A 23,420-nucleotide genomic window follows, 5' to 3' on the forward strand; every position below is an offset into this window, starting at 1 on the left:
GCGCCAGGCGCGGTCCGCCGCCTCGCGCAGCAAGCGCGGCAAGGCAGCGCCGCCGCGCGTGGCGCCGACGGCCTAGCGCAGCACCGGCGCGCCGATCGTGCCCTTCAGCGTGTAGCCCTGGTTCTGCCCGGGGCCGCGCTTCGGCAGTAGCGCGGTCGCGACGCGCAGCGCGGGCGGCGCGTCGGCCGGCACGTCGATCGTCAAGCGCAGGTTGAGCACGCTCTGCGCGACCGGCTCGCGTAGCAGCACGTCGCCCGTCGCGGCGAACGTGAGCTGGTCGCCCGCGGTGCGCAGCTCCTTGACCTGCAGCCGCGAGCCGAAGAGCTGTGCCGAGCCCGTGACGGTGCCGAGCGCGAGGTCGGGCACGCGGAAGCCGCGCACGGTGACCTCCTCGAGCGCGACGTTGCGCGCCGAGAGCTCGATCTCGCCCTCCGCGCTCTGCGTCGTGCGCCCGTCGCCCGAGAGCCGCAGCGACAGGTCCGCGGTGCCGGCGATGCGCCCGGGCGGCGGCACGAGCGGGGCGAGCGCCGGCGCGAGCGACACGCCGCGCGCGTCCAGCGACCCGACGACGCGCTCGCCCGCGAGCTGGACGTCGCCGTGCAGCTCGCCGCCGTACGCGCGTCCAGCGAAGACGGCGCGTCGGAAGTTGCCGGTGAGCGCCGACAGCAGCGGCATCCGGACGGTGAGCTCGCTCAGCGAGGCCAGCGGTCCGTCGCCCCGCGCCGACGTCACCCGCACGTCCGAGAAGCGGTAGCCGTTCGGGAAGGCGAACGAGACCTCGCGGAAGCCGACCTCGATCGGCGCCGCGGCGAGCGCCACCTCGAGCGCGCGCCGCGCGATCAGGTCGTGCGGCAGCGTGCGCAGCAGCGCGATCAAGAACACGACCAGGAAGAAGGCCGCGTAGCCGAGCAGCCGCGCGCGGGTGCGCAGCACGCCGAGCGCCGCGCCCACGAAGCCGCGCGGCGCCGCCTTGGCCGGGATCGCCGTCATTGCGGGCGGATCCGCGCGACCACGACCGTCGCGTCGACGCGGGTCTGGTCCTTGTATTGACGCTTGACGGCGACGCGCTCGACGCTCATCGGCGGGTCGCGGTTCTCGATCGCGTAGAGCAGGTTGACCAGCGCGCGCATCGTGATGCCCTCGATGCGCATCTCGACCATCTCCTCGGTGAGCTCGTTGCTGATCGTGCGCGTCGACGGGTTCATCGCCACGATGCGCTCGCGTCCGGCGATCGGCACCGACAGCGACTCGAGCTGCGCGAACAGCGACGGACCGCCGTTGCCGGCGCTCGCGCCGCGCTCGAGCGCCTCGACCTCGCTGCGCAGCGCGCGGTAGCGCGCGACCAGCTCGCCGATGCTGCCCGCGTCGTTGCGCGCCCGCTGGACGTCGCGGTCGAGGCGGGAGATCGCGTCGCCGAGCGGCTCGATCACGCCGAGCCAGACGACGAGCAGCGCGGTCACCGCGAGCGCCGCGAGCACGAGCATGCGCTCGCGGGGCTCGAGGCGTCCGAGCGCTTCCGAGGCGCGCTCGCGGAGCGGCCGCACGAAGCGGGCGAGCGCTGCGACGTCGGGCCGGGCGGGCGTCATGCTCGCTCCGGCGCGAAGCGCAGCGCGACGCGGAACTCGATCCGTCCGTCGACGCCGGTCTTCACGTCCTTGACCTCGGGGTCGGTGAGCCCGGGGACGCTTTGCAGCGCGCGCTTCACGACGTCGACCGACTCGTAGCTGTCGGTGCGGCCGCGGATGCGCACGCCGTCGTCGTCGATCGCGAAGTCCTCGATGACCACCGGCACCTGCTCGGGCACCGCGGCGTGGATGCCGCGCAGCAGCTCGAGCGTGGTCGGGCGGCCGGCCGCCGCGCCGCCGAGCGCTTCGCGCCGCTTCTCGAGCGTCTGGATTGCGCCCTCGAGCTTCGTCCGCTCGGTGCCCGGGGCGGCGCCGGGCAGCACGTCGGCGACGGCGCGCGCGATCTCGCCCTGCAGCATGGCCAGCTCGGCGCGCCGCTCGGCGATCGCCGCGCCGAAGGCCGCGAGGCCGAGCACGACCGCCGCGACCGCGAGCCAGCCCGCGATGCGCAGCTGGTGCCACGCCTCCTCGCTCGGCGCGTGGTAGGCGAGGTCGCCGGTGCGGAAGTCGAGGCTGAGCGGCGTGAGCCCGGCGGCGCGCGCCGCGAGCGCGACCGCGCGCAGATCGGCCGCCGGTGCGCTCGCCGCCCAGGGCGGCAGGCTGGTCGCGAGCGGGATCTGCTCCGCGCCGAGCGCGCCGACCAGGGCGCGCGTCGCCTCGTCGGGCGGTGCGGCGAGCAGCACGGGCGGCACCGCTTCGCCGTCGAGGAGCGCGAGCGCCGCCCAGCGCAGCTCGCGCGCGCGCTCCGCCGCGGTGGGCGCGTCGACCACGCGGAAGGTGACGAGCCGTCCGTCGCGGAACAGCGCGAAGCCGCCATCGGCGCGCGGGTCGAGGACGAGCGCGTCGCCGCTGCGCGGCCGCGCGAGCCCGGCGAGCGCGAGCGTCGCGACCTCGACCACCGCGGGCTCGAGCCCCGCGGCGCGCATCTCCTCGAGGTGACGCTCGACGTCGGCGCGCTGCGCGATCGCCGCCAGCACCGCCGCGCCCTCCGCCTCGCGCTCGAGGACGGTGAAGGCGATGACGCCGGTCTCGACGTCGAACGGCACCAGGCTCTCGAGCTCGAACGGCACGGTCGCGGCGAGGCGGCTCGCGTCCGCGAACGGCAGATGCACCACGCGGTGGCTGACCGCCGCCCCGGGTAGCGCGCTCCCGACGGCGTCGGGAGCGTTCGGCACGTGCCGCTCGACGAGCGCGCGCAGCTGCTCCGCGAGCGGACGCGAGGGGTCGCGCGGCTCGCGCCAGGTGCCGACGAGACGCGTCGTGCGAGCGCCCGTCTCGAGCAGCGCGATGGTCAGCGCGTCCTGCGTCGCGTCGACGCCGAGCGCCAGCACGTCAGGAGATCTCCACCGGCATGACGTCCGCGACCGGACGCTCCTGCCACCACAGGCGCCGCGCGCGTCCGCCCGAGCGCTGCACCGTCGTTCGCAAGACCTGCGTCACGTCACCGACCGTGCCCGAGGCGCGGATCGAGTACAGGTTGCTCTTCGTGCCGAGCCACTCGCGGCGCGCGCCGGCGCACTTCTGCTTCTTCCACTCCTCGACCTCGTTGCGCCAGGTCTGCTCCTGCTCGTCGGTCGGGAAGGACGGGCAGGCGGGTGGCGCGTCGCTCTCGCCGACGTCGCAGCCGAGCGCGCGCAGGACGCGCCAGTCCGCGGTGTTGAGATTGACGGGCTGCAGCGGACCCGACGAGCGCTGCTGCTCGGTGCGCGGGATCACCGTGACGTAGGGCCGCAGGACGCGCAGCGTCTGCTCGTCGAAGCCGCGGATCAGCAGCAGCTCCTCGAGCGTCGACATCGGACGCTGGCGCGGCTCGCACGGCATGGGAAGCGCACAATAGTCGCTCGCTTCCCCGGTTGCCATCGGCGAGCCGCTGCTCGGCGACGCGATCCAGGCGGCGATGCGGTCGACCAGGTCCGGGTCGAGGCCGAGCAGGCTGAAGAGCTCCTGCACCGCGGCGCGGTAGCGCGCGTCGCCGACGGCGTTGAGATCGAGCTTGCCGCCCTCGTCGGTGATCTGCAGGCCGACCACGCCCGGCCCGACGGGAACGCCGATGATCGGCGCCGCCCAGAGGCCGTTCGGACAGGTCACGTCCGGGTCGTTGGTGTCGTCCGAGGTGATCAGCGCCTCGCCCGCGACCTCGGCCGAGCGCGCGAGGAGCTGTGCGGCCATCGCGTTGCCGGCGTTGCGCGTCAGGTGGGTGTGGACGAGCGTCGCGTCGGTCATCTCGACGACGATCACCGTGAGCAGCGCGACCGCGAACAGCGCCGCGAGCAGCGCCATGCCGCGCTCGTCGCGGACGCCCGTGCCGCGGACGCCGACGCCGCGGTCGCCGAAGATCCGACGGAGGCGACGACGCGCGCTCACGACCGGCTCCGTCCGCCCATCGGCAGGTCGATCAGCAGGCGGTAGACGGGCGGGTTGTCGCTGTCGTCGGCGAGCGCGAGCTCGAGCTCGACGGCGCGCGGGATCGCCACGCCGTCCTGCCCGCCGCGCCAGGCGGTGAGCAGCTCGCTGCCGGTCTCGGGCAGCACGCGCACGGTGAAGAGGGCCACGTCCTCGAGGATCGGGCTGGTCGCGGGCGGCGTGCCCTCGGCGGCGACCGACGGCAGCTGGTCCTTCATCAGCACGCCGCCCGCCGAGCCGCGGGGACCGGGCTCGAGGCGGTAGCGCACGAGCTCGATCGGGTCCTGCACGCCCGCGCGCATGCGCCGCGCCTGCGTGGTCGCGAAGCTGATCTCGCTCGCCGGGAACTCGTCGCTGCGGTCGAGGACGGTGAAGCGGCCGCGCTCGTCGGGCAGCGCCACGGCGCCGGTCAGCTCCTCGGCGAGGCGCTGCAGCGTGAGGCGCGCGGCGTTGGCGCGCTCCATCGCGGCCTCGGCGTGCTCGCGCGAGCTGATCGCGCGCTGGAAGGGAGCGGCCTGCGCGAGCGCGAGGATCGCGACGATCGCGAGCGCGATCAGCATCTCGAGCAGCGAGAAGCCGGCTTCGTGTTTCCTCGCGGCGTTCATGGCTGCTCTCATTGCTGCTGCCGTGGGCGGACGAAGAGCGTCAGCTCGGCGGCCGCGGACTCGTCGCCGTCCGGCACGACGCGCACCGTGACCTCGCGCGTGTCCGGAGCGGGGAACTCGTTCACCGAGCGGTACCAGCGGTAGCCCGGGTAGCGTCCGGGGAACTCGCCCTCGAAGTCGCCCTGCGACTCGCCGACGTCCGGGTAGCCGCCGAGCTCGACCTCGGTGATCAGCGAGCGGGCGAGCAGCAGCGCCTGCGCGTACGCCTGCTCGCGCGCCGCGAGGCGCAGGTTGCGCACGTGCAGGCCGAGCAGCGCGGTGAACGCGGTCGCGATCACGGCGAGCGCGACCATCACCTCGAGCAGCGTGAAGCCGCTCGCGCCGCGTCGGCGCAGCACGGCGCTCATGCTCACGGCTCCGCCAGCGTGCGCACGTCGACCCAGCGCTCGACGACGCGCGGCCGCGAGCGCGCCGGCTCGACGACGACGGAGTAGGTGTCCGCCGAGCCCGGACCGGAGCCGAGGCGGATGACCAGCGGATCGGTGTAGCCGTCGGGGGCGAAGAGCGCCGCGACGTAGCCCTCCGACGTGGTCGTGAGCCCCGGTCCGGCGACGTCGAGACGCACCGAGTCCGGCAGCTGCACCGGGCGGAACAGCGGCTCCTCGGCGGCGACGAAGCGCGGGCCGGTCGTGGTGTCGATCAGCACCTCGGCGCCGTACGCGCCCTGCTCGGGATCGAACGACAGCCGGATCCAGCGTCCGCGCAGCGCCGCGTCCTCGCGCAGGAGCTGGATGCGCGAGGCGAGCTGGCGTGCGCTCGCCTGCAGCGAGACGCCGCCGAGAAGGCCGAGGCGCGGCAGGACGAGCGTCACGAGGAGCCCGATCAGGGCGACGGTGAGCATGAGCTCGAGCAGCGTGAAGCCGCGCGCTCGGCGCTCGTTCGCGGAGGTCGGGTGCGCTGAGCACGCCGCGTGCGCCGCGTGAAGGCAGCGGTCGTGCTCCGGTCGCCGCGCGGCGCGGCCGCGCCTCGTCGCCCGCGCAGACGTGCCGCTCGCGGCCGGCGGGCGCGCCCGCCCGGACCAGCTCACGCGTCGCTCTTCGCGCCGCTCACAGGTTGCGCGAGTCGATGTCGGCGTTGACGCCCTCACCGCCTTCGGCGCCGTCGGCTCCGTACGACATGATGACGTAGCTGCTGCCGTCGCTGCGGAACACGTACGGCGACCCCCACGGATCGACCGGCACCTTGTCGAGGTAGCCGTCGGGGTTCCAGCGACGCGGGATGAGCCCCGTCGTCGGCGGTCGCACCAGCGCCTCGAGGCCCTGCTCGGTGGTCGGGTAGAAGCCGTTGTCGAGCTTGTACAGGCTGAGCGCCTGCTCGATCGCCTTGACGTCGGCGGCGGCCTTGGTCTGGCGCGCCTCGTCGGTGCGTCCGAGGATGCGCGGCGCGACCAGCGTGATCAGGAGGCCGAGGATGAACACGACCACCATGATCTCGATGAGGGTGAAGCCGTCCTGTCGTCCGAGCCGGCGCGTTCTCACGAGGTCGTTCATCGATTCACCTTTTTAGCGCACCAGCGCGTTGATCTCGAAGATCGGAAGTAGGATCGCGAGCACGATGAAGAGCACGATGGCACCCATCACGACGATCGTCACGGGCTCGAGCACGGCGGTCAGGGTGCCGAGCGTGCTCTCGACCTCCTGCTCGTAGCTGTCGGCGACCTTGCCGAGCATCGCCTCGAGCTCGCCCGAGCGCTCGCCGACCGAGATCATGTGGCTGACGAGCGGCGGGATCAGCCCGGACTGCCGCAGCGGCGCGGCGATGCTCTGGCCCTCGCGGATCGCCGCCCGCGCGTCGTCGATCGCCTGCGCGAGGGCGCGGTTGCCGGCGACGCCGCTCGCCACGTCGAGCGACTGCATGAGCGGGATGCCGTTCGCGAGCAGCGTCGCGAGCGTGCGGGCGAAGCGGGCGACCGCGATGCGCGTCACGATCGGGCCGACGAAGGGCATGGTGAGCAGCTTGCGGTCGAGCCACAGCCGCCACTGCGGGCGCCGCCGCGCGGCCATCAGCCAGGCGATGGCGCCGACGAGCAGCAGCGCGATCAGCCACCAGCTCGACGCGATCGCGTTCGAGACGCCGAGCAGCGCGCGCGTCAGGAACGGCAGGGTCTGCTTCTGGTCGGCGAAGATGCGCGTCACGCGCGGCACGACGAAGCCGAGCAGGAAGGCGACGATGCCCGTCGACACCACCGTCATGAGCACGGGGTAGGCGAGGGCGTTGCGCACGCGCGCGCTGAGCCGGGTCTGCGCTTCGGTGTAGGTCGCGAGGCGCTCGAGCACGAGGTCGAGCGCGCCCGCCGCCTCGCCGGCGCGCACCATGCCGACGTAGAGCTCGGGGAAGATCGTCGGGAACTCGGCGAGCGCGGTCGCGAGCGGCGTGCCTTGCGTCACCTGGTCGCGAACGTGCGACAGCACCTGCGTGACCGCGGGCTTGTCGCTCTGCTCGCCGACCGCGGCGAGCGCCTCGACCACGGGCACGCCGGCCGCGATCAGGGTGCCGAGCTGGCGCGAGATCAGCGCCAGCTCGGCGGACGAGATGCGCGGTCCGCGGCGCAGCGCGAAGCCGCTCGCCGCGGCGGGCGCCTGGCCGCGCTCCTCGCGGACCTCGGTCGGATAGATGCCGTCACGACGCAGCCGCAGGCGCGCGCCCTTGGCGCTGTCGGCGTCGATGACCCCCTGGACGGTGCGGCCGGCTGCGGTGAGGCCGCGGTAGGCGAAGACTGGCATCTACGAGTACGAACGAGTTCCACGCGCGCAGGGCGCGGCCGAGCGAAACGAGCGCGGGAGTCGGGCCCCGTGCGGCCCTGCCGCGTGGGGCGAGGGGCGCATGCCCCGGGTTGGAAAGCTCCGACTAGACCACATCTTCCTGCGTCACCCGCAGCACCTCCTCCACCGTCGTCACGCCCGCCGCGACCTTGGCGGCGCCGTCCTCGCGCAGCGTCGGCATGCCCTGTCCGGTCGCGTAGCGGCGCACGGCGGCCGCGTCGCTGCGCTGCATGACCAGCGAGCGGATCGCGTCGTCGAGCACCAGCAGCTCGTGGATGCCGGTGCGGCCGCGGTAGCCGGTGCCCTTGCAGGACTCGCAGCCCTCTCCGGCGAGGTAGATCGTCGTTCCGGGCTCGAGGCCGATCTCGGCGGCGTCGGGACCCTGCGCGACGGTCGCCTTGCGGCACGACGGGCAGACGCGCCGCACGAGGCGCTGCGCCATCACCGCGACCAGCGACGACGACACCAGGAACGGCTCGATGCCCATGTCGATGAGACGCGAGAGCGCGCCAAAAGAATCATTCGTGTGCAGCGTCGAGAACACCAGGTGGCCGGTCAGCGCCGCCTGGATCGCGATCTCGGCGGTCTCGCCGTCGCGGATCTCGCCCACCATGATGATGTCCGGATCCTGACGCAGGATCGAGCGCAGGCCGTTGGCGAAGGTGAGGTCGATCTTTGGATTGACCTGGATCTGCCCGACGCCCTGCAGCTGGTACTCGATCGGATCCTCGATCGTGATGATGTTGCGCAGGCTCGAGTTGAGGCGCGAGAGCGCGGCGTAGAGCGTCGTCGTCTTGCCGCTGCCGGTCGGGCCGGTCACCAGGATGATGCCGTGGCTGCGGTGGATCAGCTTCTCGATCTGCCGCAGGTTGTCGCCGGCGAGGCCGAGCTCCTCGAGGGTCAGCAGCGCGCCCGTGCGGTCGAGGAGACGCAGCACCGCGCGCTCGCCGAACTGCGTCGGCACGATCGACACGCGCACGTCGATGTCGCGTCCCGCGGCGCGGAAGCGCAGACGGCCGTCCTGCGGCAGGCGCTTCTCCGCGATGTCGAGCCCGGCCATGATCTTGATGCGCGCGACGATCGTCGGGTGGTAGCGCCGCGGCGGCTTGAGGATGTCGTAGAGCAGGCCGTCGATGCGGAAGCGCACCGAGACCTCGCGCTCGAAGGGCTCGATGTGGATGTCCGACGCGCGGTCCTTGACCGCCTGGAAGAGCAGCGAGTTGACGAGCCGGATGATCGGCGCCTCGTCGTCGGCGTCGAGCAGGTCGCGCGGCTCCTCGAGCTCGTGCGCGACGGCGTCGAGCTCGCCGGCCTCGATGTCGCCCATCACCGCCTCGGCGGTGCCCCGGGTGCTGTCGTAGGCGGCGTTGATCGCCTCGAGGATGGTCGCGGCCGGCACCACCACCGGGCTCACCCGACGGCCGTAGAGCGCGCGCAGGTCGTCGACCACCTGCGTCGCGCGCGGGTCGGCGAGCGCGACCAGCAGCGCGCCGTTGTCCTCGCCGAGCGGCAGGCAGGCGCTGCGCTTCGCGTACTGGATCGGCAGCCGCGCCAGCAGGGCCGGGTCGACCTGGCGCGGGTCGAGCTGGTCGCGGAACGGTAGCCCGAAGCGCTCGGCGAGCGTCGCTGCGGTCGCGGTGTCGGGCAGGGTGCGCGCCGCGCCGCCGTCGCTCGCGACCTCGTTGCTGCGTGGCGTGGCCATCGCCCGCCTATTGTGCCACGGCCGGCGGCGCGCTGCCTTCCGACGGCAGAAGCACGCCGGTCTCGCCGTCCGCGGGCTCCACGTCGACGCGCGGGTTGCGCACGTTCTCGGCCGGCAGCAGGACGCCCACCGTCGTCGCCCGCTCCGGCGGGCGCTCCGCGGGCCGCCCCGGGGCGACGCGCTCCGACGTCAGGCGGTGCGGCTCGACCTTGCCGCGCGTCCCCGCGAACACGCTCTTGCCGGTCAGCGCCGCGCGGAAGCGCTGGCGCTCCTCCTCCGTCACCGACGCCATGACCGCGGGGTTCCGCAGGATGCGCGGCGTCAGCAGGATGATCAGGTTGACCTTGTCCTTCGAGTCGTCGTTGAACTTGAAGAAGTTCCCGAGCACCGGGATGTCGGACAGGTAGGGCACGCTGCTCTCGCTCTTGCGCAGCGAGTCCGAGATCAGCCCGCCGATCGCGACCGTCTGGTTGTCCTTGACGACGACGCTGGTGGTCGCCGAGCGCACGGTGGTGGTCGGACCGAGCTGCAGCACCTGCAGCTCGCTGGTCGGGACCAGCGCCGACACCTCCTGGAAGATCAGCAGGCGGACGGTGTCGCCCTCGGAGATCTGCGGCGTGAGCCGCAGCGTGATGCCGACGTCGCGACGGTCGACCTGGCTGAAGGTGTTCTCGAGGTTGGTCTCGTTGGTCGAGCGGCTGGTGACGAACGGCACGTTCTGACCGACGACGATCTCGGCCTCCTCGTTGTCGGTGGTCATGATCGTCGGCGCGGACAGCACGTTGATGTCGGTGTCCGCCTCGAGCGCGCTCAGCAGCAGCGCGCCGGCCGGGATCTTGGTGCCGTCGGCGAGGACGATCGACTGCTCGCTGATCAGCGCGGCCAGCAGGCCGGAGAGGCTGCCGAGGCCCGCGGCGTCGCCGCCCTGGATGGTCTGCGTCACCGGGTTCAGGTTGCGGAAGTTGACGCGCCCCAGCGCGACGCCGCCGTCGGCCGACACGCCGCCCTGCATCTCGATGCCGAGCTGACGCGCGCGCGACAGCGACACCTCGAAGATGATCGCCTCGACCAGCACCTGGCGCCGCGGGATGTCGAGCTTCTCGATGACCTCGCGGATCGTCTCGTAGTCCTGCGGCGCGGCGCTGATGACCAGCGAGTTGGTCGCCGGGTCGGCGGTGACGCGCACGCCGGACTCGAACTCGACCGCGGGCGCGCCGGTGCCGGCGCTGACCACGCCGCCCGCCGTGCCGGGCTGCGACACGCTGCGACCGGTGCCGGGCAGCGCGCCCGAGCTCGGGCGGCTGATCGTGCTGCGGCCGAAGTCGCCGAGCGACTGCGAGCCGGTCGCGGTGCGGAAGCGGCCACTGCCGAAGCGCCCGCCGCCCTCGGTCACCGCGCGTCCGGGCAGGATCTGGCGCGGCACCGTGTTGGTCGTCGTGCCGACGAGCTCGGCGAGCACCTGCACCATCTCCGTCGCGTCCGCGTGGCGCAGGTAATAGACGTTGATCCGCCCGGTGCCCCGCGGCAGCGGACGATCGAGCTTGTCGATCAGCGCGTACGCCTGACGGAGCTCGAGCGGGCTGCCGATCACCACCACCGAGTTCGAGCGCTCGTCGGGCACGACGCGCAGCCCGCCCGGACCGCGCGCCGCGCTGCCGGGTTGCTTGCCCGCCGTGCCGACGCCGGGCACGGAGCTCGTCGTCGTCGACGTCGTACTGCGCGCGCCGCTGTCCTGGTCCTCGATCGCTTCGCGCAGGATGTTCGCGACGTCGGACGCGAAGGCGTGCTTGAGGTGGATGACCTCGACCGTGCGCTCCTGGCCCGGCACGTCGAGGCCGAGGATCAGCTCGACGAGACGCGCGATGTTCACCTCGCTGTCGACGATGATCAGCGAGTTGGTCGGCGCGTAGGCGGAGATCAGGCCGTCGCGCGACACGAGCGGCTGCAGCAGCTGGGCGGCGGCCTGCGCCTCGAGGTGCTCGAGCGGCACGACGTGCGTGACGTAGGTGTCCGACGGCTGGTCGGTCTTGCCGCCGTCGACCGGCAGCCCGGCCGTCTTGGCGTCCTTGATCGCGACGATCTTCACCACCGGTCCGGTGTCGACCAGCGTGAAGCCCTTCACCTGCAGCACCGACTGGAAGACCCGGTAGGCCTCGTCGACGGTGATCTTGCTCGGCGAGATCACCGACACCTTGCCCTTGACCTTCTCGTCGAGCAAAAAGTTCTTGCCGGTGATCTCGCTGATGAACTTGGCCAGGGTCGCGATCTCGACGTCCTGGAAGTCCATCACGACGAGGTCGTCGGGCGCGAGCGGCTGCGGCGCGGACGCCTCCGCCGGGGGCGTCGGCTCGGGCTCGTCCTGGGCGCGCGTCGGCACGCCGAGCGCGAGCACGGCCAAGAGCGGCAGCAGTACGGCGACGATCGCGGTGCCGCGTCGGCTGCGGGACACGTGCGGGGCCCGGGTGCTCAACGGATCTCGTAGGAGAGGGTGCGAGTCTCGCCCCCGCGGACGATGTCCACGTTGAGGCGCTTCTCGCCCTGCAGCTCCTGAAGCAACGACATCGCGCGCGCGGGGTCGTTGAGCTCGATGCCGTTCACCCGCTGGACGACGTCGTTGTTCTGCAGACCGATCTTCTGGAACAGGCTGCCCGGCCGGATGGCGAAGACGCGGAAGCCGTTGGTCTTGCCGTCCTGCATGTTGGGCACCGCCCGCATCTGCGTGAAGAGCTGCGACAGGTTCTCGAGCGAGTGGTCGACCTCGGCCTGCGCGACCAGGTAGCGGTCCTCGCCGATCTTGCGGATCTGCGAATCGTCGTCGGCCTGGGTCGAGGCGGCGGTCGACACGGCCGTCGTGGTCGTGCTCGCGCCGCCGAGGCCGAGGTTCGGCGGCACCGTGAGCAGCTCCTCCTGTCCGTCACGGCGCAGCGTCATGCGCCGCCAACCGATGTCGATCACCTCCGCTCCTCCCACCTTGTCGCCGATGCCGAGGATCTTCTGCTCCTTCGACTGCGCGTCCTCGATCACCGCGTAGCGCTTCGCGCCGTAGCGGCCCGTGCCGAGCAGGGTCACCGACGCGGGTCCGCTGCGCAGGGTCGTGCTCGAGCCCGACACCACCGGCTCCGTCGCCGGAACCGCCGCGAACAGGTCGCGGCGCGCGATCGCGAGGTAGTCGGACAGCGGCCGCAGCTTGGTGCGGGTCTCGCGATCGGTCGTGGCGTGCTGGAACGAGACGCCGGCGCGCGACAGCCGGCCCCGGACGACGCTGGACACGGCTTGAGCCGCGAACGTCGCGGCGAGGGCCAACAGGATCAGGTGTGCCGTAATCCAGTACGGTCGGCGGATCCTCGTGAGCACGACGCGTGACACGTATGCCAACCCGTGCAGGGCTGCAAGCGCGTGGACACGCAATTGACGCCTCGGAGAGCCTCCAGTAAAAGCGCGCGCGTCCACGTCCGCTGATGAGCTCCGAGCAGCGCCGCGCCCCGACCGAAGACGACTTGACCGCCACGCGTCGGGCCAAGCTCGCTGAGCTGCGCGCGCAGGGCAAGGCGTACCCGAACCGCTTCAAGCCGCAGCACCACGCGGCCGAGCTGCACGCGGCGCACGGCGAGAAGGACGCCGCCACCCTCGAGGCCGAGAAGCCCGAGGCTTCGGTCGCCGGGCGCATCGTCGCGAACCGCGACTTCGGCAAGGCGCTGTTCGTCGTCGTCGAGGACGTGAGCGGGCGCATCCAGACCTACCTCCGGCGCGACGCGCTCGGCGAGGAGGAGTTCAAGCTCGCGCGCTCGCTCGACCTGGGCGATCTGATCGGCGTCGAGGGGACGGTGTTCCGCACGCGCAAGGGCGAGCTCACCGTCGAGGCGCGCCGGCTCGTGATGCTCGCCAAGTGCCTGCACACGCTGCCCGAGAAGTGGCACGGCCTCTCGGACGTCGAGATCCGCTACCGGAAGCGCTACCTCGACCTGATCGCGAACCGCGAGGTGCGCGAGGTGTTCCTCGCGCGCTCGAAGATCCTGGCGGGCATCCGCAGCTTCCTCACCGCGCGCGACTTCGTCGAGGTCGAGACGCCGATCCTGCAGACCATCGCCGGCGGCGCCGCGGCGCGTCCGTTCCTCACGCACCACAACACCCTCGACCTCGACCTGCAGCTGCGGATCGCGCCCGAGCTGTTCCTGAAGCGCCTCCTGGTCGGCGGCTTCGAGCGCGTCTTCGAGATCGGCCGCAACTTCCGCAACGAGGGCATCTCGACGCAGCACAACCCCGAGTTCACGATGCTCGAGTTCTACCAGGCCTACGCGACCTGGGAGGACCTGCTGCCGCTCGTCGAGCAGATGGTCAGCGAGCTCGCGGTCGCGGTCACCGGCTCGGCGGTCGTCAAGTACGGCGAGCACGAGATCGACCTGCGGCCGCCGTGGCGGCGCATCGCGCTGCTCGGCGAGACCGCGCGCGCCGCGGGCTGCGACGTCGCCGACCTGCGCGATCCGGAGCGCGCGAAGAAGGTCGCCGAGCGCCACGGCGTCGTGCCGCCGCCCGGCGCGGGCGCGGGCGGCATCGCGACGGCGCTCTTCGAGCACCTGATCGAGGATCAGCTCGTCCAGCCGACCTTCGTCACCGGCTTCCCGGCCGAGGTGTCGCCGCTCGCGCGCCTGAACGACGACGATCCCTTCCTCGTCGACCGCTTCGAGCTCTACGCGGTCGGCCGCGAGATGGCGAACGGCTTCTCCGAGCTCAACGACCCGGACGACCAGCGCGCGCGCTTCCTCGCCCAGCTCGAGAGCCGCAGGCAGGGCGACGCCGAGGCCCACCCGATGGACGAGGACTACGTCGTCGCGCTCGAGCACGGCATGCCGCCGGCGGCGGGCTGCGGCGTCGGCATCGACCGGCTGGTGATGCTGCTCTGCAACGCGCCGTCGATCCGCGACGTCATCCTGTTCCCGCTGCTCCGCCCCGCCGGGCGGTCGTAGGGAGAGCCTCCGTGCGCTGGGAGGTCATGGTGGCGCTGCGCTATCTGCGGGCGCGGCGGCGCGAGATGTTCGTCTCCCTGATCGCGCTCATCGCGGGCGGCGGCGTCGCGATCGGCGTCATGGTGCTCTGCATCGTGATGTCGGTGATGACGGGCTTCGAGGAGGACCTGCGCGACCGCATCCTCGGCTTCAACCCCCACATCGTGCTGCTGAGCCACGGCGGCACGGTGCGCGACTACCCGAGGATCGTCGAGACCGTGCGCAGCACGCCCGGGGTCGTCGCGGCGGCGCCGTTCGTCTACGGGCAGGCGATGGTGTCGTCGGAGACCTCGGTGTCGGGCGCGATCGTCCGCGGCGTCGAGCCCGAGCACGCGAACGACGTCGTCGACGTCCGCCGCCACCTGAAGGACGGCTCGGTCGACCGCCTCGGCGAGCCCATGCCGGTCACCACGGTGGTCGACGGCGAGGACCAGGTCGTCGAGGTCCCGCAGATCTTGATCGGCGCCGAGCTCGCGAAGTCGCTGCACGTGCGGGTCGGCGACTGGGTGAACGTCATGTCGCCGCTCGGCTCCCCGACCGCGATGGGCATGGTGCCGCGGGTCAAGCGCTTCGCCGTCGGCGGCGTGTTCGACTCCGGGATGTACGACTACGACTCGACCATCGTTTACATGTCGATGGCCGACGCCCAGCGCTTCTTCGAGATCGGCGAGAAGGCGACCGGCATCGAGGTGCGCGTCGACAAGATCGACGACGCGCGCACCATCGGCCGCGAGATCGAGCAGCGGATCGGGTATCCGTACTACGCGCGCGACTGGATGGAGGTGAACCGCAACCTGTTCGTTGCGTTCAAGCTCGAGAAGTTCATCCAGTTCATCGTTCTCCTGTTGATCGTCCTCGTTGCCGCGTTCAACATCGCGGCGACGCTGATCATGGTGGTGATGGAGAAGCGGAAGGACATCGCGATTCTCAAGTCGATGGGGGCGACGAATCTGGCGATCGGCACCGTGTTCGTGTTTAAAGGCGCGGTGATCGGCGTCTTGGGGACGATCGTGGGCATTCTCGGGGGACTCGGCGGGTCGTGGCTGATCGAGCGCTACGAGTTCATCGAGCTGCCCAAGGACGTGTTCTACGTGTCCACGGTGCCGGTGCGCATCTATCCGGAGAACTTCGCGCTGGTCGCGATCGCGGCGATCGCGATCTGCATCCTCGCCACCATCTATCCGGCCCGGCAGGCGGCGCGTCTCGCTCCTGTCGAGGTGATCCGCTACGAGTGAGCCGGGGCGGTGGGGTGGAGGAGAGGAATCACGTCGAGGCGCGTGGGCTCGTCAAGGAGTACACGGACGGCCCCAGAAAGGTTCGTGTGCTGTCCGGCATCGACCTCGACATCGCAGCCGGGGAGACCGTCGCCATCATCGGCGAGTCCGGTGTCGGCAAGAGCACGCTGCTCCACCTTCTCGGCGGCCTCGATCGACCGACTGCGGGTACGGTTCGCGTCGCCGGCACCGAGCTCGGCGCGCTGCGCGACCGCGAGCTGGCGCGCTTCCGCAGCGAGTCGATCGGTTTCGTCTTTCAGTTCCATCATCTGCTGCCGGATTTCACGGCGCTCGAGAACGTCATGATGCCGTGCCTGATCGGCGGCGAGTCGCCGGCCGTCGCGAAGGAGCGCGCGACGGCGATGCTCGAGCGGGTCGGGCTCGGCGCGCGCCTGCAGCACCGTCCGGGTGAGCTGAGCGGCGGCGAGCAGCAGCGGGTCGCGGTGGCGCGCGCGCTGGTGCGCCGTCCGGCGCTCGTCCTCGCCGACGAGCCCACCGGCAACCTCGACCCCGACACCGGCGCCGAGGTCGAGAGGCTGCTGATCGAGCTCAACCACGAGGCGGGCATCACCTGCGTCGTGGTCACGCACAGCCCGCGGCTCGCGAGCGCGATGGATCGAACGATGCGCTTGACGCACGGACACCTGGAGGCGGCGTGAGCGCACGGATCGCGGGAAGCCGCGTCGCCGCGTGGCTGCGCGTCGCCCTGGTCGCGGTGCTGGTGTGCGCGGCCGGCGTCGCCGCGGCGCAGCCGGGAGGACGCAGCGGCGCGCCGACGCTCGCCGCGGTCGAGATCCGCGGCAACCATCGCGTCGACGAGGGCGCGATCAAGATCCACGTCAAGAGCCAGCCCGGACAGCGCTTCGACCCGGCGCGGGTCGATCAGGACGTGCGCGCGATCTGGGCGATGGGCTTCTTCGACGACGTCGTCGCGGAGCTCGACGAGGCGCCCGGCGAGCGCGGGCAGGCGATCCTCACCTTCCGCGTGCACGAGCGGCCGTTCATCACCACGGTCACCATCGAGGGCAACGAGGACCTCAAGCAGGAGGAGCTCGAGGCCGCGCTCAAGGTGCGCGCGCGCACGATCTACGACCCCGAGAAGGTCCGGCGCGGCATCGAGGACGCGCGCCGCCTCTACGAGGAGAAGGGCTACCTCGACGTCGAGATCACGCCCGAGCTGCGGCCCGGTCCCGCCGAGGGCGACGTCGAGCTCGTCTACAAGGTGCAGCAGGGCGAGCCGATCCGCATCAGCAAGATCGAGTTCACCGGCAACGAGAACATCTCCTCGAGCGACCTGCGCGGGGTCATGCAGACCAAGGAGAAGTGGTTCCTCTCCTGGCTGTTCAAGTCCGGCACGCTGAACCGCGACGCGCTCAAGACCGACGTCGAGCGCATCACCGCGTACTACTACGACAACGGCTACGTGAACGTGAAGGTCGGCGAGCCGAAGGTCGAGCGCGACGGCGACTCGCTGAAGATCACGATCGACATCCAGGAAGGCGAGCAGTACGACTTCGGCGAGATCCGCTTCGCGGGCGACGTGCCGCCGACGAGCGAGGAGGAAGCGCAGCTCTTCGAGGCCATCGAGGCGGAGAAGGGCACGACGTTCCGCGCGAGCGTGCTGCGCGACGACGTCACCAAGCTCACCGACTTCCTCGGCGACCAGGGCTACGCGTTCGCCAACGTCGAGCCGGAGACGCTGATCCGACCGGAGGAGAAGGCCGTCGACGTCACCTTCCGCATGAACCGCGGACGTCCGGTGACGATCGGCAAGATCGAGATCACCGGCAACACCAAGACGCGCGACAAGGTCATCCGCCGCGAGCTCAAGATCGGCGAGCAGGAGCAGTTCTCGGCGACCAAGCTGCGCAAGAGCCGCGACGCGCTCCGCCGTCTCGGCTTCTTCTCCGACGTCAACCTGACGACGCGTCAGTCGCCGGTGCCCGACCAGATCAACGTGCTCGTCGACCTCAAGGAGGGCTCGACCGGCGCGTTCAGCGCGGGCGCGGGCTACAGCTCGGGCGACCAGTTCCTGTTCAACGTCCGCATCTCGGAGAACAACCTCTTCGGACGCGGGCAGCGGATCGTGTTCAACGCCGACTTCGGCTCGATCCGGCGCAACATCTACGTCGCCTTCACCGAGCCGTACGTCTTCGACACCGACCTGCTCGGCTCGATCACGCTCTACAACACCGAGCTCGACTTCAACGACTTCACCCGCGGCAGCACCGGCTTCTCGCTGCGCGGGCTCTACCCGCTCGAAGCGCTCGGCTTCGAGCGCCTCGGTCCGTTCTCCCTCGAGGACACGCGCGTCGGCCTCGAGTACCGCTTCGAGCGCGGCCGCATCTTCGACGTCTCGCTCGACGCGCCGCCGGGGATCTTCACCGAGCAGGGCGAGGTCACGGTGTCGTCGATCGCGCCGAACATCCTGCGCAACACGCTGAACCACGCCTTCGACCCGACGGCGGGATCGTTCCAGGAGATCTCGCTCGAGTTCGCGGGCCTCGGCGGCACCAAGTTCATCCGCCTCGAGGGCCGCGGGCGCTGGTTCTTCCCGATCTACCGCATCCGCGACTTCGGCACGCTGGTCTTCTCGTCGGGCGGCACGATCGCCTACGGCAAGGGCGAATCCGGTTTGTCGGGCAACGAGCTGCCGCTGATCGAGCGCTACTTCCCGGGCGGCATCAACACCGTGCGCGGCTACGAGACCCGCACGCTCGGTCCGCGCGAGAACGTCTTCGACCCGCAGGGCAACATCATCAACAGCGAGCCGATCGGCGGTTCGAACGAGCTGGTGGTGCAGAACGAGATCATCTTCCCGATCGTTCAGCAGCTCGGTCTGCGTGGCGTCTTGTTCTTCGATCTCGGCAACGCCTGGCTCCACGACGACGGCATCGATATTGGCAACCTGCGCTATTCCGTCGGAGGCGGCGTGCGCTGGCTGTCTCCGTTCGGGCCGCTCCGGGTCGAGTTCGGTGTGCCGCTCAACATCAAGCCCGGCGAGCGCAAGAGCTCGGTCCTCTTCTCGTTCGGCGCTCCGCTCTGAAGAAAGACCAAGGAGAAGGAAGAAAATGAAGGGAGTCTCCGTCGGCCGCGCCGGCATCGCGGCGGTGCTGCTCGCCATCCTCTGCGTCCCGTTCGACGCAGCGGCCGAAGTGAAGATCGGCTACGTCGACCTGCAGCGCGCCCTCAACGAATCGGCCGCGGGCAAGAAGGCGAAGGAGGACTTTCGCGCTCAGGTCAGCAAGCTCGAGAGCCAGCTCAAGGGCAAGAAGGAGGAGCTCGACCGGCTGAAGAACGAGCTCGAGACCAAGGGCATGGTCATGCGCGACGAGGAGCGTCGCAAGCTCGAGGACGAGTTCGAGAGCAAGCGCCTCGAGCTCAAGCGCCGCTTCGAGGACTCTCAGGCCGAGCTCCAGAAGAAGGACCAGGAGCTGACCGGCAAGATCATCCAGGACCTCCAGCAGATCATCAAGGAGGTCGGCGACAAGGAAGGCTACACGCTGATCCTCGAGCTGGGCACGAGCCCCGTGCTCTACTACAAGAAATCGGCCGACATCACCGATCAGGTCTTGAGCGTCTACAACGCGAAGAGGTAGCCGCGGCCCGGGTGGCGCGAAGGCCACGACATCCCGCACGATGAAGCGAGCGTGCCCCAAGCCATGAGCGTCCTCGGCAACGAGATCGCGCGGTTCGTCCCGCACCGCTATCCGTTCCTGCTCGTCGATCGGGTGATCGAGTTCGAGCCCGAGAAGCGCATCGTCGCGATCAAGAACGTGACGTGGAACGAGCCGCAGTTCACGGGACACTTCCCGGACCGGCCGATCATGCCCGGCGTCCTGATCTGCGAGTCGATGGCGCAGGCGGGCGGGCTGCTCGTGCATGGCTCGTTTCACGGCGGCTTCGACATCGAGCAGCTCGCGCAGGAGGGCGTCTTTCTGGTCCTGACGAGCCTCGACAACGTCAAGTTTCGCCGCCAGGTCGTGCCCGGCGACCAGCTGCGGATGGAGGTCGAGCTGGTGCGTCGGCACCGGCCGCTGTGGAAGATGCGCGGCGTCGCGACGGTCGACGGCCACGTCGTCGCGCAGGCCGAGTTCTCCGCGGTCGAGGTCGCTGGGGACGGCGGCGCGCGTCCCGAGTCGCGCCCGTCGTCGCCGCCGCCGGTGCGCATCCATCCGACGGCGATCGTCGCGCGCGGCGCGAAGCTCGACTTCGGCGTCGAGATCGGACCCTACGGCGTAATCGGACCGAACGTCACGCTCGGGCGCGGCACGCGCGTCGGCTCGCACGCCTGCATCGACGGCCACACGACGCTCGGCGCGGACAACCGCATCTCGCCGTTCGCGAGCGTCGGCTCGATCCCGCAGGACAAGAAGTACAAGGGCGAGCCGAGCCGTCTGATCATGGGCGACCGCAACAGCGTGCGCGAGTTCGCGACGCTGTCGCTCGGTACCGAGGGCGGCGGCATGGAGACGGTCGTCGGCAACGACAACCTCTTCATGAACAACAGCCACGTCGGGCACGACTGCCGGATCGGCAACGGCGCGACGCTCGCGAACGGCGTTGCGCTCGCCGGCCACGTCACCGTCGACGACTACGCGATCGTCTCGGGGCTCGCCGCCGTCGCGCAGTTCGTGCGCATCGGCGAGAGCGCGTTCATCGGCGGCGGCTCGATGGTGGTCATGGACGTGCCGCCGTACTGCATGGCGAACGGCGACCGCGCGAAGCTGGTCGGGCTGAACGTGGTCGGCCTCGAGCGCCGCGGCTTCACGTCGGAGCAGATCAGCGAGCTGAAGCGCGCCTACCGCCTGCTGTTCCAGAGCAAGCTGCTCGCGCGCGACGCGATCGCGCGCATCCGCGAGGAGCTCGCTTCGTCGCCGCACGCGCTCGCGATGGCGGACTTCGTCGCCAACAGCGAGCGCGGCGTGACGCGCCCGTGAGGCGCGGGCGATCGTGGACGCGTCGAGCAGCACGGGACGCCTCGGGCTGATCGCCGGCAACGGCGTCTTCCCGCGCCTGGTCGCGCAGGGCGCGCGCGAGGTGGGCGTCGAGGTCGTGGCCTGCGCGCACGTCGGCGAGACCGACCCCGAGCTCGAGCACGAGGTCGCGTCGTGCACCTGGGTGCGCGTCGGCGAGCTCGGCAAGATCATCCGCACCTTCAAGCAGGCGGGCTGCGAGCGCGCGGTGATGGCGGGCGGCATCAAGAAGGCGCGCCTGTTCAGCGGCTTCCGGCCGGACCTGCGCGGCGCCGCGTTCCTCGCCCGCATGCGGACGCTCTACGACGACAAGCTCCTGCGCGGCGTCGCCGAGGAGCTCGAGTCCGAGGGCATCCGCGTCATCCCGTCGACCGAGTACCTGCCGCGGCTCGTGCCGCAGCCGGGCGTGCTGTCGCGGCGCGCGCCGAAGGCGAAGGAGCGCGCCGACATCGCGTTCGGCTTCGAGGTCGCGAAGGCGATCGGCGCCTTCGAGATCGGCCAGACGGTGGTCGTGAAGGACGGGCTCGTGCTCGCGGTCGAGGCCGTCGAGGGCACCGACGCCGCGATCCGGCGCGGCGGCGAGCTCGCGCGCAGCGGCGCGGTGGTCGTCAAGGTGAGCAAGCCGCAGCAGGACCTGCGCTTCGACGTCCCCGCGGTCGGACCCGAGACCATCCGCCTGATGGCCGAGGTCAAGGCGACGGTGCTCGCGCTCGAAGCGCGCCGCACGATCATCCTCGAGCGCGAGCGCACGCTGGAGGCGGCGGCCGCGGCCGGGATCTCGGTGGTCGCGGTCGAGATGGAGCCCGCGACGGGCACGGCGGGCGAGACGCCCGCGAGGCGCTGAGGCGATGACCTCGACGGCGGCGCGGCCGCGTCTTCGCGCCGCGGTGGTCGGCGCGGGCTACCTCGGCAGCTTCCACGCCGAGAAGTACGCGCAGGCGGACGGCTGTGACCTCGTCGCCGTCGCCGACGTCGACCTGCCGCGCGCCGAGGCGCTCGCCGCGAGGCTCGGCACGCGCGCGGTCGCAGACTTCCGCGAGGTCATGGGCGAGATCGACTGCGCGAGCGTCGTCGTGCCGACGCAGCACCACCACGCGGTCGCGCGCGAGCTCTTGTCGGCGGGCGTCGACTGCCTGGTCGAGAAGCCGCTCGCGGCGAGCGCGGCGCTGGCGCGCGAGCTCGTGCAGGTCGCGCACGAGCACGGACGCATCCTGCAGGTCGGCCACCTCGAGCGCTTCAACCCCGCCTTGACGCGGCTCGCGCGCATCATCCGCAACCCGCGCTTCATCGAGTGCCACCGGCTCGCGCCGTTCACCTCGCGCGGCGCCGACGTCGACGTCGTGCGCGACCTGATGATCCACGACCTCGACCTGATCCGCTTGCTGGTGCCGCAGGAGGTGGTGTCGATCGAGGCGGTCGGCGTGCCGGTCGTGACGCCGGCGATCGACATCGCGAACGCGCGCCTGCGCTTCGAAGGCGGCTGCATCGCGAACGTCACCGCGAGCCGCGTGTCGATCAAGCGCGAGCGCAAGCTGCGTCTCTTCCAGCCCGACACCTACCTCGCGTTCGACCTCGCGGAGCGCTCGGTGCGGATCTGCCGGCGCACGCCGCTCCCGAGCGGGCAGGCCGAGATCGGCTGGGAGCAGATCGACCTCGGCGAGGCCGACGCGCTCGGGCGCGAGATCCAGGCGTTCCTCGCCTCGGTGCGCACGCGCTCGCGTCCCGCGGTGACCGGCGAGGACGGCTGCGCGGCGCTCGAGCTCGCCGAGCGCATCCTGGCGGTCATGGAGACCGAGTGAGCGCGGCGGGCGCCGTCGCCGGAGCGGCCGGCGCGGCGTCGCGCGACGCGGCGCCGCCGACCGTGCTCCTCGTCGCCGGTGAAGCGTCGGGCGATCTGCGCGGCGCCGAGCTGGTCGCGGCGCTGCGCGAGCTCGTGCCCGACGTGCGGGTGATCGGGGTCGGCGGCGAGAAGCTGCGCGCCGCCGGCATGGAGGTCCTGGTCGACGCCGCCGAGCTCTCGACCATGGGCGTCACCGAGCTGCTCGGGCGCGTGCGCTCGATCGTGCGCTCGTACCGGCGCGTGCGCGGCGCGATCACCGGCCGCGACGCCGCGGCGAAGCCCGACCTCGTCGTGCTGATCGACTTCCCGGACTTCAACCTCCGGCTCGCGAAGGTCGCGCGCCGCGCCGGCATCCCGGTGCTGTACTACGTGAGCCCGCAGGTCTGGGCGTGGCGCCGCTACCGCGTGCGCACGCTCGCGAAGCGCGTCGACCACCTGGCGGTGGTCTTTCCGTTCGAGGCGGACCTCTACCGCGGGCTCGCGCCGGTGACCTTCGTCGGCCACCCGGCGCTCGAGACGGTGCGCGCCACGAGCGCGCCGGCGGAGACGCGCGCGCGCCACGGCCTCGCGACGGATCGTCCGCTGGTCGCGCTGCTGCCCGGCAGCCGCAGCGCCGAGGTGCGCGAGCTCCTGCCGGTGATGGTCGAGGCGGCGCGGATCCTCGGCGTGCAGGCGGCGGTCGCGCTCGCGCACGAGAGCCTGCGGCCGCTCGCCGAGTCGGTCTGCCCGCCCGGCATGCCGATCGCGACGGGCGAGACCTACGACCTCGTCGCCGCGTCGGACCTCGTGCTGCTCGCCTCGGGCAGCGCGACGCTCGAGACCGCGCTCCTCGAGCGGCCGATGGTCATCATGTACCGGCTCGCGCCGCTCACGTATGCGCTCGCGCGGCTGCTCGTGCGCGTGCCGTTCATCGGCATGCCGAACCTGATCCTCGGCAAGGCGGCGGTGCCGGAGCTGATCCAGAACGACGTGACGCCCGAGCGCGTCGCCGCCGAGGCGCGGCGCATCCTCGACGACCCGCAGCTCGCCTCGCGCATCCGCGCGGACCTCGCCGAGGTGCGGCATCTGCTCGGCGAGCCGGGCGCCGCGCGCCGCGCGGCGCGCATCGCAGCCGGCATGCTGAAACGAGGTTTGTGAGCCCCGGACGTCTTCGCTAGGACCCCGGACAGC

21 protein-coding genes are annotated in these 23,420 nt (G+C 71.5%); 9 read left to right on the forward strand and 12 right to left on the reverse strand.

All coding sequences use genetic code 11. The annotated features are described in order from the left end of the window. Positions 1-72: 72 nt before the first annotated feature. The 12 genes from gspN to gspC form a co-directional block, all read right to left on the reverse strand. Positions 73-990, reverse strand: a complete 918-nt coding sequence (gene gspN / locus VIS07_20150) for a type II secretion system protein GspN (GenBank protein HEY8517829.1) — start codon at positions 988-990, stop codon at positions 73-75. Further along, positions 987-1,586 (reverse strand): type II secretion system protein GspM, encoded by a 600-nt coding sequence (gspM, locus tag VIS07_20155; protein HEY8517830.1) that lies wholly within the window; start codon positions 1,584-1,586, stop codon positions 987-989. Before gspM ends, gspN begins: the two co-directional genes overlap by 4 nt. Next, the gene (locus VIS07_20160) at positions 1,583-2,956 is read right to left on the reverse strand and encodes a type II secretion system protein GspL (protein ID HEY8517831.1); all 1,374 of its coding nucleotides are present in this window, start codon (positions 2,954-2,956) and stop codon (positions 1,583-1,585) included. The genes gspM and VIS07_20160 overlap by 4 nt, the downstream gene beginning before the upstream one ends. A 1-nt stretch (position 2,957) precedes the next feature. Then, positions 2,958-3,989: a type II secretion system minor pseudopilin GspK gene (gene gspK, locus VIS07_20165; protein ID HEY8517832.1), complete on the reverse strand. Its 1,032-nt coding sequence runs from the start codon at positions 3,987-3,989 to the stop codon at positions 2,958-2,960. After that, positions 3,986-4,633 carry a prepilin-type N-terminal cleavage/methylation domain-containing protein gene (locus VIS07_20170; protein HEY8517833.1) on the reverse strand — a complete coding sequence of 216 codons (648 nt, stop codon included), beginning with the start codon at positions 4,631-4,633 and terminating at the stop codon, positions 3,986-3,988. The genes gspK and VIS07_20170 overlap by 4 nt, the downstream gene beginning before the upstream one ends. Positions 4,634-4,641: 8 nt before the next feature. Continuing rightward, complete coding sequence (locus VIS07_20175) at positions 4,642-5,040, reverse strand: prepilin-type N-terminal cleavage/methylation domain-containing protein (GenBank protein HEY8517834.1); 399 nt, start codon at positions 5,038-5,040, stop codon at positions 4,642-4,644. Between the two features lie 2 nt (positions 5,041-5,042). Beyond that, positions 5,043-5,780, reverse strand: a complete 738-nt coding sequence (locus VIS07_20180; protein HEY8517835.1) for a GspH/FimT family pseudopilin — start codon at positions 5,778-5,780, stop codon at positions 5,043-5,045. Continuing rightward, complete coding sequence (gene gspG, locus VIS07_20185) at positions 5,740-6,183, reverse strand: type II secretion system major pseudopilin GspG (protein ID HEY8517836.1); 444 nt, start codon at positions 6,181-6,183, stop codon at positions 5,740-5,742. The genes VIS07_20180 and gspG overlap by 41 nt, the downstream gene beginning before the upstream one ends. 12 nt (positions 6,184-6,195) lie before the next feature. After that, a complete protein-coding gene (gene gspF, locus VIS07_20190) occupies positions 6,196-7,416 on the reverse strand; it encodes a type II secretion system inner membrane protein GspF (protein HEY8517837.1) in 1,221 nt (406 codons plus the stop codon). Positions 7,417-7,540: 124 nt separating this feature from the next. Next, positions 7,541-9,157, reverse strand: a complete 1,617-nt coding sequence (gene gspE / locus VIS07_20195) for a type II secretion system ATPase GspE (GenBank protein ID HEY8517838.1) — start codon at positions 9,155-9,157, stop codon at positions 7,541-7,543. A gap of 7 nt (positions 9,158-9,164) precedes the next feature. Further along, positions 9,165-11,627, reverse strand: a complete 2,463-nt coding sequence (gene gspD / locus VIS07_20200; GenBank protein ID HEY8517839.1) for a type II secretion system secretin GspD — start codon at positions 11,625-11,627, stop codon at positions 9,165-9,167. Beyond that, positions 11,624-12,607: a type II secretion system protein GspC gene (gspC, locus tag VIS07_20205; GenBank protein ID HEY8517840.1), complete on the reverse strand. Its 984-nt coding sequence runs from the start codon at positions 12,605-12,607 to the stop codon at positions 11,624-11,626. The genes gspD and gspC overlap by 4 nt, the downstream gene beginning before the upstream one ends. 47 nt (positions 12,608-12,654) lie before the next feature. On the opposite strand from gspC, the gene lysS reads away from it, so the two are divergent. Genes lysS through lpxB form a run of 9 tightly spaced genes read left to right on the forward strand, consistent with a single transcriptional unit; the run spans position 12,655 to position 23,387 of the window. Continuing rightward, a complete protein-coding gene (gene lysS, locus VIS07_20210; GenBank protein ID HEY8517841.1) occupies positions 12,655-14,121 on the forward strand; it encodes a lysine--tRNA ligase in 1,467 nt (488 codons plus the stop codon). Positions 14,122-14,132: 11 nt separating this feature from the next. Further along, complete coding sequence (locus VIS07_20215) at positions 14,133-15,395, forward strand: lipoprotein-releasing ABC transporter permease subunit (protein HEY8517842.1); 1,263 nt, start codon at positions 14,133-14,135, stop codon at positions 15,393-15,395. A gap of 14 nt (positions 15,396-15,409) precedes the next feature. Then, complete coding sequence (locus tag VIS07_20220; GenBank protein HEY8517843.1) at positions 15,410-16,093, forward strand: ABC transporter ATP-binding protein; 684 nt, start codon at positions 15,410-15,412, stop codon at positions 16,091-16,093. Further along, entirely contained in the window at positions 16,090-18,480 is a 2,391-nt protein-coding gene (gene bamA / locus VIS07_20225; protein ID HEY8517844.1) for an outer membrane protein assembly factor BamA, read from the forward strand. The genes VIS07_20220 and bamA overlap by 4 nt, the downstream gene beginning before the upstream one ends. Positions 18,481-18,505: 25 nt before the next feature. After that, the gene (locus VIS07_20230) at positions 18,506-19,033 is read left to right on the forward strand and encodes an OmpH family outer membrane protein (protein HEY8517845.1); all 528 of its coding nucleotides are present in this window, start codon (positions 18,506-18,508) and stop codon (positions 19,031-19,033) included. Between the two features lie 51 nt (positions 19,034-19,084). Then, on the forward strand, positions 19,085-20,374 hold the full coding sequence (lpxA, locus tag VIS07_20235) for an acyl-ACP--UDP-N-acetylglucosamine O-acyltransferase (protein HEY8517846.1): 1,290 nt from the start codon (positions 19,085-19,087) through the stop codon (positions 20,372-20,374). Between the two features lie 13 nt (positions 20,375-20,387). Beyond that, the gene (gene lpxI / locus VIS07_20240) at positions 20,388-21,254 is read left to right on the forward strand and encodes a UDP-2,3-diacylglucosamine diphosphatase LpxI (GenBank protein HEY8517847.1); all 867 of its coding nucleotides are present in this window, start codon (positions 20,388-20,390) and stop codon (positions 21,252-21,254) included. A 4-nt stretch (positions 21,255-21,258) separates the two neighbouring features. Further along, positions 21,259-22,209, forward strand: coding sequence for a Gfo/Idh/MocA family oxidoreductase (locus VIS07_20245; protein ID HEY8517848.1), 951 nt, complete (start codon positions 21,259-21,261; stop codon positions 22,207-22,209). Further along, complete coding sequence (lpxB, locus tag VIS07_20250; protein ID HEY8517849.1) at positions 22,206-23,387, forward strand: lipid-A-disaccharide synthase; 1,182 nt, start codon at positions 22,206-22,208, stop codon at positions 23,385-23,387. Before VIS07_20245 ends, lpxB begins: the two co-directional genes overlap by 4 nt. Positions 23,388-23,420: the final 33 nt, after the last annotated feature.

This window comes from Candidatus Binatia bacterium, from assembly GCA_036563615.1.
Taxonomy (GTDB): domain Bacteria; phylum Desulfobacterota; class Binatia; order UBA12015; family UBA12015; genus DATCMB01.